General features: G+C 28.8%; 13 protein-coding genes. 6 read left to right on the top strand and 7 right to left on the bottom strand.

The features are described from left to right. Positions 1-78: 78 nt before the first annotated feature. Positions 79-2,316, top strand: coding sequence for a response regulator (locus IPM32_01460; protein ID MBK8943913.1), 2,238 nt, complete (start codon positions 79-81; stop codon positions 2,314-2,316). Between the two features lie 139 nt (positions 2,317-2,455). Here IPM32_01460 and rocD read toward each other — a convergent pair whose 3' ends face one another. Then, a complete protein-coding gene (rocD, locus tag IPM32_01455; GenBank protein MBK8943912.1) occupies positions 2,456-3,664 on the bottom strand; it encodes an ornithine--oxo-acid transaminase in 1,209 nt (402 codons plus the stop codon). A 134-nt stretch (positions 3,665-3,798) separates the two neighbouring features. Here rocD and IPM32_01450 point away from each other — a divergent pair, with 134 nt between their 5' ends. From IPM32_01450 to IPM32_01440, 3 genes are read left to right on the top strand one after another with little or no spacing between them, the layout of a single operon-like run. After that, positions 3,799-4,218, top strand: coding sequence for a YjbQ family protein (locus tag IPM32_01450; protein ID MBK8943911.1), 420 nt, complete (start codon positions 3,799-3,801; stop codon positions 4,216-4,218). Between the two features lie 12 nt (positions 4,219-4,230). Then, positions 4,231-4,767 carry an LOG family protein gene (locus tag IPM32_01445; protein ID MBK8943910.1) on the top strand — a complete coding sequence of 179 codons (537 nt, stop codon included), beginning with the start codon at positions 4,231-4,233 and terminating at the stop codon, positions 4,765-4,767. Between the two features lie 8 nt (positions 4,768-4,775). Continuing rightward, positions 4,776-5,195 carry an acyl-CoA thioesterase gene (locus tag IPM32_01440; GenBank protein ID MBK8943909.1) on the top strand — a complete coding sequence of 140 codons (420 nt, stop codon included), beginning with the start codon at positions 4,776-4,778 and terminating at the stop codon, positions 5,193-5,195. A 56-nt stretch (positions 5,196-5,251) separates the two neighbouring features. Here the strand turns inward: IPM32_01440 and IPM32_01435 are convergent, their stop codons facing one another. Genes IPM32_01435 through IPM32_01425 form a run of 3 tightly spaced genes read right to left on the bottom strand, consistent with a single transcriptional unit; the run spans position 5,252 to position 9,549 of the window. Beyond that, positions 5,252-8,137, bottom strand: a complete 2,886-nt coding sequence (locus IPM32_01435; GenBank protein MBK8943908.1) for a DUF2723 domain-containing protein — start codon at positions 8,135-8,137, stop codon at positions 5,252-5,254. A gap of 14 nt (positions 8,138-8,151) precedes the next feature. Then, entirely contained in the window at positions 8,152-8,370 is a 219-nt protein-coding gene (locus IPM32_01430) for a hypothetical protein (GenBank protein ID MBK8943907.1), read from the bottom strand. Between the two features lie 57 nt (positions 8,371-8,427). Next, complete coding sequence (locus IPM32_01425; GenBank protein MBK8943906.1) at positions 8,428-9,549, bottom strand: glycosyltransferase family 4 protein; 1,122 nt, start codon at positions 9,547-9,549, stop codon at positions 8,428-8,430. 76 nt (positions 9,550-9,625) lie between these two features. Between IPM32_01425 and IPM32_01420 the strand changes: the two genes are divergently transcribed. Next, positions 9,626-10,261: a glycosyltransferase family 2 protein gene (locus IPM32_01420; GenBank protein MBK8943905.1), complete on the top strand. Its 636-nt coding sequence runs from the start codon at positions 9,626-9,628 to the stop codon at positions 10,259-10,261. Between the two features lie 3 nt (positions 10,262-10,264). Here the strand turns inward: IPM32_01420 and IPM32_01415 are convergent, their stop codons facing one another. The 3 genes from IPM32_01415 to IPM32_01405 all read right to left on the bottom strand — a co-directional run bounded on the left by IPM32_01415 (position 10,265) and on the right by IPM32_01405 (position 13,946). Then, positions 10,265-11,434, bottom strand: a complete 1,170-nt coding sequence (locus IPM32_01415) for a class I SAM-dependent RNA methyltransferase (GenBank protein MBK8943904.1) — start codon at positions 11,432-11,434, stop codon at positions 10,265-10,267. A 250-nt stretch (positions 11,435-11,684) separates the two neighbouring features. Beyond that, complete coding sequence (locus tag IPM32_01410) at positions 11,685-12,677, bottom strand: DUF1028 domain-containing protein (protein ID MBK8943903.1); 993 nt, start codon at positions 12,675-12,677, stop codon at positions 11,685-11,687. Positions 12,678-12,704: 27 nt separating this feature from the next. Then, positions 12,705-13,946 (bottom strand): arginine deiminase, encoded by a 1,242-nt coding sequence (locus IPM32_01405; protein ID MBK8943902.1) that lies wholly within the window; start codon positions 13,944-13,946, stop codon positions 12,705-12,707. 156 nt (positions 13,947-14,102) lie between these two features. On the opposite strand from IPM32_01405, the gene IPM32_01400 reads away from it, so the two are divergent. Beyond that, positions 14,103-14,771: a Crp/Fnr family transcriptional regulator gene (locus IPM32_01400; GenBank protein MBK8943901.1), complete on the top strand. Its 669-nt coding sequence runs from the start codon at positions 14,103-14,105 to the stop codon at positions 14,769-14,771. Positions 14,772-14,879: the final 108 nt, after the last annotated feature.

Below are 14,879 nucleotides of genomic sequence, written 5' to 3'. Positions count from 1 at the left end.
TAAAAATTAATTACTCTTAATATAGCAAAATGTTTAGCGATAGTATTCTTAAATAAATTATTAATTCAAGATTTTGTGATGAGTCAAGCACTAAAAGTTATTCAATTTGATACAGATGAAAATAAAGAGTTGAATAAAATCAGCTTAAACTCAGATAAAATATATTTTTCTGTTTCAAAGCCGTTAAAATATTCTGCAACAATTACTGCGCTTCTTGGTGTAATTTCCTTAATTCTCGAAATTAAATTATACTTTCAATTTTCATACGAATTATATCTCGCAAGACTATTTCCAACAGTTTTTTCTTTTCTAACTTTAATTGCTCTGAATTCTAAATTCGGGAAAAAAAATCAAATTGGATTATTACATTTTTATCTTTCATCGTTAATTATTTCAATTAGTTTTTTTGCATATCGAGTTCCGCAATTTTATTCATACAATTTAATGGGCGCATTGCTTCTTATTTTGGTTATGGCTCATTTCACATTTTGGAAAGTTCAAAATCAAATTTTTGTTGCAATATATTTTGCAATTTCATTTTTAGCTTCGGCAATTATTTCAAGTACTTTTATAATCAACGAAGTAAATTCTTGGGTTTACGGATTTGGTGTTGCAGCATTATTATTAATTTCTATTTTAACAAATCAACTTAAAAATTCTAGCACTACAAAAAGTAAATTAAATAATAAAAATCTTTCAAAAGTTTCTGATGATAATGACGATCAAAAAAATGATTCTGAAAATAGTTTTTCAAATTATATTGATAGATCAATTGCGCCATTATTCCAATTGGGTTTAGATGGATCAATTAAATTTGCAAATCAATCGTTTAATGAAATTATTGGAAATTTACCGGAAACCGAAATTAAGAATTATAACTTTTTTTCAAACTTTATAAATAGTGAAAAAATAAAAACACATATCTTGAAAAAGCTTGAAAGCAAAGGTAGAATTGAGAATTATCGTTTGAGCTTAATTGGGAAAGATGGAAACGAGGAAATTTATTTGATGGATTGCAAAATTGATTCAAGCAATTCCGATATGCAAATTATTGAAGGTACAATAAGAAATGTTACTTTTCAATTTAATAAAGAAAAGGAATTAAGCAAAGAAATTGAAAATATCAAAAATGCAAAAAATGTCTCGCAGAAAATTATCCCAAATATTTCTTCAACCAAAAAAAATAATTTAGTTTCAAAATTGGGTCACGAATTACGCACGCCAATGAATTCCGTATTGGGATTTTTAACATTAATTGAAAACGGATTATTTGAGACTGAAGAAGAGCTAAAAGAGTTTTCGAGAAGTGCAAAATTATCCGCTCAGTCGCTTTTAGGAATTTTAAATGATGTTGTTGAACTTTCAAAAATAGATGAAGGCGAAGTTGAAATTCATGATTCCGAATTTGATATCAGAAACGAAATTGAAAAAGTGATGACTTCTGTAAATCCATTTTTAACCGAAAAAAATCTTAACATTTCCTATAATTTAAGTGATAATGTTCCGGAAAAAATAATTACAGATCCTTTAAAGTTTAATCAAATTTTAACAAATTTGGTTACCAATGCAATTCAATCAACAGAAAGCGGTTCAATAAAAATTTTAGCAGATGCCAGAATAAATAATGAAAAGAAACTGGAATTAATAACTTCCGTTGAAGATACAAGCGGCGGAATAGAAAAAAATAAATTGGATGAATTATTAAACATCGATTTAAGTAATGGAAATCAGAAAACGAAAATTACGACAAACTCACTTCATATTTTAATCTGCAAAGAAATATTGAAATTAATGAGCGGAACTCTTTTAGCAAAATCTGAAGTTGGAAAGGGAAGTAAATTTAGTTTTGTAATAGGATTAAGAAATGCAAATTTGAAAATAAATGGAAGCGGAAGTTTAAAATCAGAAAATGCAAACGAAATAAATTATACAAATAAACCAAAATTATTGCTTGTTGAAGATAATCCCATTAGCAGAAAAGTTGAGAAAAAATTGCTTGAAGATGCCGGATATTATGTTGATTGCGTTGATAATGGATTTGATGCAATTCAAAGAATTTCTTTCGGTAATTATAATTTAGTTTTGATGGATATTGAACTTAAAGATTTAAATGGATTGGAAACCACAAAGAAAATAAGAACTTTACCGGAAAGTGTAAATAAAATTCCAATTGTTGCTGTTACTGCTCATTCAAGCATGAAAGACAGAGAAAAATGTTTACTTGCGGGAATGAACGATTATATTTCAAAACCGATTAATATTACATTTCTAAAAATGACAATTGACCAATGGCTGAATGCAGCAAAGAGTTTGTAAAAAGTGAAAAACCAGATGTCAAAAAGTGATAAGTCATCAATAAATAAAAGTAATTTAAATTTTATATAATTTATTTTATGTAAAAAATTAAAGGATACGATCTTATAAAAAGATCGCATCTTTATAAATTTTGAAGGTACTAAATTTCTGCAAGTGATTTTTTTATTATTTCAACAGCTTCTAAAATTTGGTCTTCGGTAATTACCAAAGGTGGCGCAAATCTAATAATATGTTGATGTGTTGGTTTTGCGAGTAAACCGTTTTCCTTCATTTTTAAGCAAACATCCCAAGCTTCTTTTCCGTTTTTAGGTTTTATAACAATTGCGTTTAATAAACCTTTTCCGCGAATTAATTCTATCATATCAGAATTAATTTTTGCTAATTCTTCTCTAAAAAGGTTTCCTAATTTTTCGGATTTTTCCGCTAATTTTTCTTCTTTAACAACTTCCAAAGCTGTTATAGCAATTTTGCATGCAAGAGGATTTCCTCCAAAAGTAGAGCCGTGTTCACCAGGTTTTATAACTAACATAATTTCATCATTTGCTAAAACCGCAGAAACCGGCATTACTCCGCCAGATAAAGCTTTACCCAAAATTAAAATATCCGGTTTTACATTTTCATGATCGCAAGCTAAAAGTTTTCCGGTTCTTGCAATTCCGGTTTGAACTTCATCGGCAATAAATAAAACATTTTTTGATTTGCACAAATCATAAGCTTTTTTCAAATATCCTTCGTCCGGAACAAAAACTCCAGCTTCACCTTGAATTGGTTCTACTAAAAATCCTGCAACATTTATATCCTCTAAAGCATTTTCTAAAGCAGATAAATCGTTATATGGAATTTTAATAAATCCCGGCGTATATGGTCCAAATCCTTTATAAGAATCCGGATCGGTTGACATTGAAATTACTGTAATTGTTCTTCCATGAAAATTTCCATCACATACAATAATTTTTGCTTCATTTTCCGGAATTCCTTTTTTATCATAAGCCCAGCGTCGACAAATTTTCAACGCAGTTTCATCAGCTTCAGCACCGGAGTTCATTGGCAAAACTTTATCATATCCGAAATATTCAGTAATATATTTTTCGTAAGGACCAAGCGCATTGTTATAAAATGCACGGGATGTTAATGTTAAAGTTTTCGCTTGCTCAATTAATGTATTTATAATTTTTGGGTGACAATGACCTTGATTTACAGCAGAATAAGCGGAAAGAAAATCGTAATATTTTTTTCCTTCAACATCCCACAAAAAAACTCCTTCACCTTTTTCCAAAACAACAGGAAGCGGATGATAATTATGAGCACCAAATTTATCTTCAAGCTCCATAAAATCTTGCGAAACCATAAAAAATCTCCAAAGTTTAAAATGAGTTAGTAAAAATATTAAATTTATGCGAAATTATATGTAAAATATTCACTTTTCAATTCCACATATATTTTTCTTAGATTTGTATTTCAGAAAACAAAACAAATACATAAATGGAAATATTTACTAAATCTTTTCTCGTTTCAACAAAGGGTTTTAATCATATAATTGATGTAACCAATTCCGTGCAAGAAAAAATTACCGAAAGTAAATTAAAAGAAGGAAATGTTTTGGTTTTTGTTGCTGGAGCAACTGCAGGAATTACAACAATGGAATATGAACCCGGGCTTATTAAAGATTATCCGGAATTTATGGAAAAAATAATTCCGTCTGTAAAGAATTATTATCATGATGAAGCTTGGCATGATGGTAACGGACACTCTCATTTAAGAGCAACTCTTCAAGGTGCATCAATGCAAATTCCATTTACGGATGGAAATTTACTTTTAGGTCCTTGGCAGCAAATTATTTTAATTGATTTTGATAATAGAAGCAGATCAAGAAAAATAATTACGCAAATTATTGGTAAATAATTCTTATTTAAAATGAATCACAAAACTGTAACTATTTTCGGAAGTGCAATTCCCAAACCCGGAAGTGAAGAATATGAAACAGCTTATTTATTAGGAAAACAATTAGCAAAAATCGGATTTAATATTTGTTCCGGAGGTTTTCAAGGTATTATGGATGCAGTTTCAAAAGGTGCAATTGAAGAAGGTAAATCGGCAACCGGAATTACAATTGATATTTTTAATTCACACACGTCAAAATATTTAACCAACCAAATTAAATGTAACACTCTTTTTGAACGAATAGACAATCTTATAAAATTTGGCGATGCATTTGTAATTCTTCCCGGCGGAACTGGAACTTTATTAGAACTGTCTGCAGTTTTGGAATTAATTAATAAGAATGTGATTGATAAAAAACCAATTGTTTGTTTAGGTAAAATGTGGAAAATAATTATTGACATTATAGATGAAAGAATGAAATTTGAAAAGAAAAATTCCGGTTTAGTAAAATGTTATAATTCAATTGAAGAAACAGTTGATTATATAAAATATGCTATAAATAATAATTAGGAAAATTGATGAACAAAGTAATTTTTTTTGAGGAAGTTTATACATATCAAATTGATTATGTTGGACATTTAAGCAATATAGTTTACATTGAATGGATGGAAATTGGTAGAACAAAATTGCTTGAATTTATTGGATTAACGTTTGATAAAATGGAAAAAGAAAATATTGCTCCAGTTTTATCTTCAACAGAAATTAAATATAAAAAATCACTTTATCTTGCTGAAAAAATTAAAATAGAAGTTTGGGTTTCAGAATTAAAAAATGCTTCCGCAATAATTAGTTTTAGTTTTTATAATAGTAAAAATGAATTGGCAGCGGTTGGAAATCAATTAGGACTTTTTATAAATCTTACAACAAAAAAACCGCATAGATTAACTGAAGATCAAAGAAAAGCTTTTGAAAACGTATTGATTGAAAGTTCCAATTAAACTATTTAGAACCTTCGAAGTTTTTAAGCTTCGAAGGTTTGATAGAAATAAGTAAATTATTTATTCTGAGGTGGTATTTCTGTTGTTGGCTGATTTGATAGTTTTTTATACTGCTCAATTAATCTATCAACAGAAGGATCATTAGGTACTTCCAACTTTAATTTTTGTAAAAGCGATAAGAATTTTCCGTACTCGCCTAAATTATCATAAATCTGTTTTAATACAATATACGGATTATAATCTCCGGATGGCAGATATCCATTCATTTCCAAATCTGCTAATGCTTGCTTTTCAATTTCTCTCGCATATTCAATAAATTTATCTTTCTTTCCGGCAATTAAATAGAAGTTTGCAAAATTGTATTGGAGTCTGTAATCCATTGGAATAATTTTAACCGGAATTTTTTCTTCAAGTTTATCTAAAACTTGTAGAGCTTTTTCGGTATTATTTTCATTGAGATAGTAATTTGCAAGCTGTAAATATGCGTGACGATAATTTAGAGTTAATCTTGTATGGTTATCATCCATGAAAATTGTGCTGTCGTTCAATCCTCTAAATTTAAATCCGGGCTGATAATTTTTGCTATAACCTTTCGGTTCTTCCATCAATTGTTTCCATAAAATATTTGGATTGATTGAAGAGAAAAAGTCTGTATTTGATTTTGGAATTACTCGATATGCTAAACCTTCCATTTCAAGATAATTGTTTAAACCTATTTTACTATTATCCGGAGTTGTAACAGCAAAATAAATTGGTCTTTCATTCATATTTGCTCTAACAATATCCATTGCAACAATATCTTGAGCTCTAATTGCTTGTATATTTCCGAAATTAACGGATGGTTCCATATTCCAAGAAATTGCTCCTTTGTTTGTAATTGAAGTATCCGTAATTCCAAATTCCTTATAAGTTTTAGGTGATATTGGAACTGAAATTGTTCTTGTTTTCCATTGAGTTGGGGCAATTGCATTTATTTGAGCATCGGTTAAATTCATTTTTATTTTCGGTGCTCCATGCGGTTCGGTATTTTTTAACTGATAAATATACCAAGGTGTATTTAGTAAGCTTAGGTTTGCAATTCTAACATCTCTTCTAACTCCTTCCACATCTTGCAAATACCAAAGAGGAAAAGTATCATTATCACCATTAGTAAAAATAATTGCATTTGGTGCTGCACTTTGTAAAATATTGTATGAGTAATCCCAAGGAACAAAATTTCTTGATCTATCATTTCCAAAATAATTTGTTGCAAGCATATTTGCGGGAATTAGAATCATCATTAAGATTGCAATTGCTGTAAAGATCGGTTTCTTTACACTTGAGTTGGAAAGAAATTCAGAAAGTAAATCGAAAATTCCTCTTATACCGAGTGCAATCCAAATTGAAAACACGAAAAATGCACCAACGTAAAAATAATCTCTTTCTCTTGGCTGAGGCTGTTGTTGATTTTGATAAAATGCGGTTAAGTATCCGAGGAAGATAAACATTATTAAAAATACTGTAGCAAGTTTCCAATCACGTTTATAATGATAGAAAATTCCAAAAAGTGCTACAATAAAAGGGATTGCCCAAAGTTGGGATAATTTAATTCCGGAATCTTCAACAGTGGATTCACGACCGACATAATTCCATAATAAATATCTATTAAACATATGATTCATTTGGTATGTCCAAAAGAAATCCAAATCACTTGAGTAATTTGTGTAAACTCCTTGCTGATGTGGTTCTCTTGTAAATCTTCTCTTAAAAATTGGTTGATCACCGTATTGCTCTCTATTTAAATAACTTACTAATTCCGGAAAAGTTTTTGGGCTATTCAAATTTATTGGAGTATCTTGATTTGATCTAATAATTATCATTGCGTATGATGAAAATCCAACTATTGCAAATAATAAGCTTTTAAAAATTAAATGAAGAGTTTGTTTATTTTCTTTTGCAGTCCAATAAACTAAAAATCCAATAATTGCAGATAACACAACGATAATAAATATATCAGTTGATAAATTATTGCCGCCCAATTTTGAAATTAGATTAGGAATATGTTTAACAATTCCTGGATAGGTTGCAAAAAGTGTAATTCCACCAAGAATTATTGGTACATAAAATGAATTTTTATGAAAAATTTTCTTAAAGAAAATTCCCATAATTACAACACTTGTTAAAACAGAAAACATTAAAAATTTTGAATCAAATGCTTCATGCTCTTCTGCAGATGGAGGATTTGTTGGAGCAGTTGCCCATAAAAATGCTGCAACAACTAAAATTACTGCAGAATGACCAAGAAAAATATATGCAGTTTGTTTAAAGTGATTTTCATCGGTTAAATATTTTCTTGTGTAAATTACTAAAACAATTGGCACCAAAGCCAAAACAGCCATCAAATGCACACCGGTTGATAATCCGACTAAATATGCAATCATCAGTAAATATTTTTCATTGTCTTCTTCATCAGCTTTTTCATTCCAAACAACCATTAACCAAGTTACAAAAGCAATAAAAAATGTAGCTAATGCGTAAACTTCTGCTTCCATTGAGTTAAACCAAAAAGTATCGCTGAAAGCTAAAGATAAAGCTCCAATTGCTGCGGAAACGTATGTAATTATTGACTCAAACAAATTTCCGTTTTCATTTCTTTTGTAATATTCAATTAATTTTACGGCAATTAAATAAAGAAAAAGAACAGTAAATGCGCTTGATAAAACCGAAATTGTATTTACTCTAAAAGCAATATTTTCTGCAAAAGGAATCATTGCAAAAAATCTGCCCAGAATTAAGAAAAACGGAGTTCCCGGAGGATGCGGAACTTGCAATAAATTTGATGATGCAATAAACTCACCGCAATCCCAAAAGGAAACCGAAGGTTGAACTGTTAAAAAGTAAACAAATGCGGTTATGAAAAAAACAAAACCACCAATTATTTTGTGAAGCATATTTTTATTCATTAAATCCTCAAAAATTATTTCTTCTTAAAAAATTCGTTGATATCAATTTTTTCTCTGTTTACATAATATTTTGTGTAAAGATTTTTCAACTTTTGGAAAGAAATATTATCCAAATCTTCATCATCTTTATTTCTTTTTGCAAACATTTTGAAATCTTTTAATTCATCTTGCGTAAATTTTTTTTCATATCGCAAAAGTGTTTCAATATATTTTTTTTGATCTGAATTTCTCATTTTCAAATTTTCATTTTTGCAATCATAAAAGATATAAATAAAAAGTTTCTTATCAGATTAAATTTTTGACTTTAGCTGCGGATACCATTCTGCGGTTTTCTGTAAAAAATGTTCAGCCGATTTATCCCAATTGAATTTTTTTGACCAATTATAAGCATTTTCTGAAATTCTATTTAACTCATTTTTATTTCGCAGTAATTCAGAAATTTTTTCAGAAAGTTTTTTTGTATCGCCAAGTTTTACTAAAAATCCGGTTTCATTATTTATTATAGAATCTCTCAATCCATGAACATTTGAACCAATTGTGGGAGTTTTCATTGCGTTTGCTTCAATTACTGTAATTCCCCAGCCTTCTTTTTCTGCCATTGTTACAAAAATCCACGAATTTCCCAAAAGCTCAGCTTTTTCTTCTTCGGTTAAAAATCCCAAAAACGTTACAAACTTTTCTAATTTTTTTTCGGAAACATAATTTTTCAAATTTTCTTCGTCATCACCTTTTCCGCCGATAAATAATTCTATTTCGGGAAATTCGGAAATCAAATTCGGCAAAGCATCAATTATAATTTTTATGTTTTTATATTTTTTAATTCTTCCAACGTAAACCAAAGTTGGAGTTTTACTTTTCTTAATTTCAATTTTTTCAAACAATTTATGATTTATTGAATTATGCAATATTGAAGTCAATTCTTTTTTAAATCCTAATTCAACAAGTTCATTTTGCGTACTTTCGGAAACAGTAAATATTGGAGTTGAATTATAATTTTGCGGAATTTGCTTTTCCTTTTGAATTATATAATACGCAAGCGGAAAGGGAATTTCTTTGTAAAGTGAATTTCCGTGAATGTGATGAAGAATTCCAACAATTGGTTTTGAAATATATTCTGGAGTATTTAAAGGAATTTTTGAAATATCGTCAACAATTAAATCATAATTGTTTTTTTCTAAATATTTTTGGTAGAAATGTTTGAACTGTTTATTGAACAAAAATTTATTTCCGATTCGCAGAATTTCAATTCCATCAACAATTTCTCTTTGCGGAGAATTATCAAAATGATGAGCAACTAAAGTTACTTTGTGACCTTTTGCGGCAATTCTTTTAAAGATTTCATGGAAATGAATTTCGGCTCCACCCATTTCCGGATTTTTGATGCATCGCCAATTAATTGCTAAAATATTCAAGATAAATAATTGATTTAGGAAAATAGTATTATTAGATTATTTGAAAATTTATTCACTTTGTAAAACTTAAACGAACATGCAATTATACAAAAACTTTAAACCGGATGTTTCTATAATTCTACCGACTTTTAATCGCATAAATTATTTGGAACGAAGTATAAATTCTGTGATTAACCAAACTTTTAAAAATTGGGAATTGTTAATTATTGATGACGGAAGTGAAGATAAAACCTTTGAATTAGCGAATAAATTTTTAATGAATGATGAAAGAATAAAATATCTAAAACATCAAAATAAAGGTTTGCCGATTTCGTTAAATACCGGAATTCAAATTTCTAGTGGAAAATATTTAACATTTTTGGGAAGTGATGACGAATATAAATTAAATCATCTGGAATTGAGAATTTCTGAAATTGAAAAAAATCCAAATGTTGATTGTTTATTTGGAGGATTGGAAATAATCGGCGATGAATTTGTAAAAGATAAAAATGATTTAACAAAATTAGTTCATTTAAATGATTGTGCAGTTGGTGGAACATTTTTTGGTAAAAGGGAAATGTTTATAGCAATGAAAGGTTTTAGAAATATAAATTATGCAGAAGATTCTGATTTTTATGATATAGCAAAAATAAGTTACAATTTTAAAAAAGTAAATTTCCCAACTTACATTTATTACAGAAATACTCCGGATAGTATTTGTAATAATGTTTAATAATTAATTTTCTCCAAATTTTTTCTTCAAACTTCCTTCGTAAAGTTTATAATTATAAAATCTACTTTCCAAAGCTCCGTTATATAAATGCAATCTTTTCGATGTTCGCAAGCCAATACTTTTCATTGCATCGGAATTTGCGCTTAAAATCCAAACATCAAATCCCGTAAATTTTTGTTTTAATGTGTCGCCAAATTCTTTGTAGAGTTTTTTAATATCATCAATTTTTATTCTTTCATCATAAGGCGGATTTGTAATTATAATTCCTGGTTCAATTTGAAAATCTAAATTTCTAAAATCACCAGTTTCAAGAATTATATCATTTAGCAAATTTGCGTTTTTAATATTTTCTCTTGCATTCTCAATCGAATTTTTATTTATATCATTCCCAATAATTTTGTGTTCAAACTTTTTTTGATTTTGAATTAACTCTGATTTTACTTCTTCAAATAAATTTTTATCAAAATCTTTCCAATTCATAAATCCAAAATGAATTCTATTAAAATTTGGGGCAATATTTTTTGCAATCATCGCAGCTTCAATTAGCAAAGTTCCGCTTCCGCACATTGGGTCAACGAAATTTGTATTACAATCCCATTCGGAAAGTTGAATCATTCCGGCAGCTAAAATTTCATTAAGCGGAGCTTCACCAACACTTTTTCTGTAACCTCTTTTGTGAAGAGATTCGCCGGAACTATCTAATAATATTGAGCAATTATTATTTTCGATGTGAATATTTATTCTGTAAGTAGGATTTTTTAATTCAACATTTGGACGTTTTCCTACAGCATCTCTTATCTGATCAACAATTGCATCTTTTACTTTTAATGCTGCATATTTTGAATGTTTGAAAAATTCAGAACTAACAACTCCGTCAATAGCAATTGTATCATTTGGCGAAATTAATTTATTCCAATTATATTCTTTTACTTTTCTATAAAGTTGTTCTGCATTATGAGCTTTAAATTCAAAAATTGGTTTTAAAATTCTAAAGGAAGTTCTTAGAGCCAAATTTGCTTTATATAAAATTTTCAAATCAGCATTAAATTTAACGGCTCTTACTAATTTTGAAACATCTTTTGCACCAATATTTATAAGTTCTTTTTCAAGAATTTCTTCTAAACCAAAAGGTGTTTTTGCAATAAAAGATTGAGATGTTTTTTCGTTTTTCATAATAGTAAATATAGGTTTATTTTAATGAACATAAAAAAGCCCTCATAAAAATCACTTGGATTATTATGAAGGCTTTCTAACCTCCCCTCACAAAAAAAATGTGAGTTAAATTTATATAATGGAAGTGGAGTAACTTCCAAGATGATTCACCGACTTAAGTTTTTTTTCGGTTTTAAGATAAACCCTTTTTTAAGTTATTAGGTTCCTCATCCATTTCAAACGTAAAAATAAATTTTATGATTATCAACTATTATTTATTTGCTTGATTTAGTATTTTAGAGAGATTTTCTTCGCTAACTTTTAAAAGTTTTGATTTTATTAGTCTGGGAGTTAATGTAACCCAATTTTTATTCTTGTCGAAAACTTCCTTAAAAAGTGGAAATGAATCATCAACTTTTCCGATATTTGCTAAAGTTACTGCATGCCAATATTTCATTTCCTCGTTTTCAGGAAACATTGATTCAGCTGTAGAATATTCTTTCATGGCTAAATCCATATCATTTTTCTCAATTGCCAAATCTCCATTGTTCATATGCTCATAAGCTCTGTGAACTTTTAAAATTCTTTTAATTTCCTCAATTGGTTCCAAATGATCATCAACTCGAATATCTACAAGCCTGTCTTGCCAAATATTTCCGGTTGGTTCAGCTCTTACAACCAAAATTGATGCGGATTGTTTTCCTCTAATATCTCCGCCGGCATTTTGTGCTGCTTCTAAAGTTTTTAATAATCTTTCCGCTAATTTTCCTTCAGAATTTTTAAAAGCTTCAGACATTGCTTCCCATATAGTATTATTAAGCATCATATTTGCTTGAACAGAATAATTATTTTCTGCGATATGTCCGGCATCATCAACACAACTTTTACCGGTGTAAGCTGCCGAATTTCCTTTTGAATCTAGAATTGCTAATTGTCTAAAATCTCTTCCTTCATCAGATTCAATTAAGAGATTCAAAACTTGTTGTGCATTTAATCCTTGTTTTAAAAGTGCCAATCCTCTTGGCCCGAATGAAGGATTAACAAATGATTGTGTTGCTACAACTCCAACTCCGGCTTCACCCCATGAAACAATTGTACCAACTGCAAACCAATGTGATTGAACCGCAACACCCATTTCACCGGTTATGGAATCCCGTGCAACTATTGAGAATGTATGAGCAAATGGTTCAGAAGTGAATAAATTTTGAGCATTTAAAATAATTGGTAATATTACAATTACAGTTAAAAGATTTTTAATTTTCATAACTCCTCAAAAGTTTAGAAATGTTAACTAAATATTTTTTCTGCTTATAGGCATTGTCATACATCTACAACCACCTCCGCCGCGTGCAAGTTCAGCTCCATCAATTGTAATTACAAATTTATTGTAATCGTTTAACCCAATTTTATTACTTATAATATCTTTTGCTTTTATAACTTCAAAACCATTTTGATTGATTGCTTCAATTGTGTATTCATTTCTGTTATAGCCAATAATTTTTCCGGGAGCTACAGCAAAAAAATTAGCGCCACTATGCCATTGTTCTCTTTCTTGTATCCAATGATCGCTTTCGCCGCCGCAATATATTGGCTCTAAATCCATTCCCAATTTTGAAAGCGATTGAATTAAATTATCTTCTTCATTTATACTTTTAACTTTCCCGTTATCGATTTTTATATGGACTGACTCATATGCGTGATTGTTAAGAATTACCGGGGAATATATCAAACACTTATTATTATCTAAAATAGTAAAAACCATATCCAAATGAATAAATGATTCCGGTTGTTTGGGTAAAACTTGAGCGATAATATTCATTTTACTTTTTGTCTTTTTGAAGTGCTCAATTAAATAATCAACACCTTGCGGAGTTGTTCTTGCCCCAACGCCAATTAATAAAATATCTTCGCGAGCAATTAAAATATCACCGCCTTCAATTGTAATATTTTTTGCATTTTGATTTATGATTGGGTTAACAACATTAGTTTCGAAAATATTTTTGTTACTAAAAATTGCTTCCATAATTAATGCTTCGCGTTCTCGCACTTGATTTGCAAGTTTACCAATAAGCACATTATTATTTATCGAGATTGACGCATCTCTTGTAAAGAAAAAATTATGAAGCGGCTGAAGTTCATATCTTTCATCACTTAAATATTTTGTTAAATTAAATTCTTTTAACGGAACTCCTTCAATTAATTCTTTTGCTAAAATTTGATTCGGTAGTTCAAGAAGTAAATTGATTATTTCCGGAACATTTTCTTTTTTACAAATTTTGGTAATTAAATTAATTTTCGATTCTTCATCATTCAACAAAGTTTTAAGTAAATCACTAACTTCGTAAACATTGGTAATTTTTTTTAATACTTTTTTAAATTGTAAATATTCTTTTGATGCAACAGATAAATTCAAAATATCACTGTACAAAGCTCTTTCAGCGTTTTGCGGAGTCATGTTTTCAACTTCATGTCCCGGAGTATGAATTATAACTTTTTCTAATTCACCAATTTCGGAATTTATATTTATCTTCATCTTTTTTCCTAAAAATTTCTTTGAGTAATATATCTATTTATCAGAATTTATTTTTCTAAATTCTTCATGCGTATAACATTAGTTAAAAAATATTTAACTATCATTTTAATGTAAAGCTCAATAAATTATTACTCAACATTTTGAGTTTTTGAATTTATGAAAATCCACTTGAAGGAAATAATTCCATTTTTTTCAAATGTATCAAATGCAATTGAAAAAGAATTTTCTGATAATGTTTTATCACATACATTTAAAAAAGGAACATTTATCACAATGGAAGGGGATAAATGCAGTTATTTTCCAATTATTAAAAGCGGAGTTATTCGAGTTTACAAAGTTGGTTATACTGGACAAGAAATTACACTTTATAGAATAAATCCCGGTGAGAGCTGTATTTTAACAATTTCATGTTTGTTAGCTCAAAATAAATTTCCAGCAATTGCAGTTGTTGAAAAGGATTGTGAAGTTTTGCTCATCACAGCTGAAAAAATTAGAGAGTGGATAAGAAAGTATGACATTTGGGCTGAATATATTTACAACTATCTCTCAAAAGTTTTGATGAATGTTTTGAAAATTATTGAGAATATTTCTTTCAAAAAAATTGATGTAAGAATTATAGAGTATTTAATTGAACAAAATTCCAAACAAGGAAAAATATTAGAACTTACTCACCAGCAAATTGCTTATGATATTGGAACAGCACGCGAAGTTGTTAGTAGAACTTTAAAAGAATTAGAATCTCAAAATATTATTTCTCAAACCCGCGGGAAAATAATAATTGACCAACTTTCCGAATTGAATAAAAGACTTACTTATCTTCAGTAAAAATATTTTTCAAAAAAAAATACTTTTGTGATTTTGTCACATACAAATAAGATATTAAGTCCTATGTTTCAGTTGTAAATAATGTTTAACCAATAATTAAAATTTGAA

The sequence above is a fragment of the Ignavibacteriota bacterium genome (assembly GCA_016716225.1).
GTDB lineage: Bacteria > Bacteroidota > Ignavibacteria > Ignavibacteriales > Melioribacteraceae.
The sequence above is the reverse complement of the archived record's forward strand: the minus strand, read 5'-3'. Positions and strand labels throughout refer to the sequence as shown.

Coding starts and splice junctions, on each gene's coding strand:
- IPM32_01445 (MBK8943910.1), top strand. CDS start 4,231: ATGAATCACAAAACTGTAACTATTTTCGGAAGTGCAATTCCCAAACCC.
- IPM32_01420 (MBK8943905.1), top strand. CDS start 9,626: ATGCAATTATACAAAAACTTTAAACCGGATGTTTCTATAATTCTACCG.
- IPM32_01400 (MBK8943901.1), top strand. CDS start 14,103: ATGAAAATCCACTTGAAGGAAATAATTCCATTTTTTTCAAATGTATCA.
- IPM32_01440 (MBK8943909.1), top strand. CDS start 4,776: ATGAACAAAGTAATTTTTTTTGAGGAAGTTTATACATATCAAATTGAT.
- IPM32_01435 (MBK8943908.1), bottom strand. CDS start 8,137: ATGAATAAAAATATGCTTCACAAAATAATTGGTGGTTTTGTTTTTTTC.
- IPM32_01460 (MBK8943913.1), top strand. CDS start 79: ATGAGTCAAGCACTAAAAGTTATTCAATTTGATACAGATGAAAATAAA.
- IPM32_01430 (MBK8943907.1), bottom strand. CDS start 8,370: ATGAGAAATTCAGATCAAAAAAAATATATTGAAACACTTTTGCGATAT.
- IPM32_01450 (MBK8943911.1), top strand. CDS start 3,799: ATGGAAATATTTACTAAATCTTTTCTCGTTTCAACAAAGGGTTTTAAT.
- IPM32_01410 (MBK8943903.1), bottom strand. CDS start 12,677: ATGAAAATTAAAAATCTTTTAACTGTAATTGTAATATTACCAATTATT.
- IPM32_01405 (MBK8943902.1), bottom strand. CDS start 13,946: ATGAAGATAAATATAAATTCCGAAATTGGTGAATTAGAAAAAGTTATA.
- rocD (MBK8943912.1), bottom strand. CDS start 3,664: ATGGTTTCGCAAGATTTTATGGAGCTTGAAGATAAATTTGGTGCTCAT.
- IPM32_01415 (MBK8943904.1), bottom strand. CDS start 11,434: ATGAAAAACGAAAAAACATCTCAATCTTTTATTGCAAAAACACCTTTT.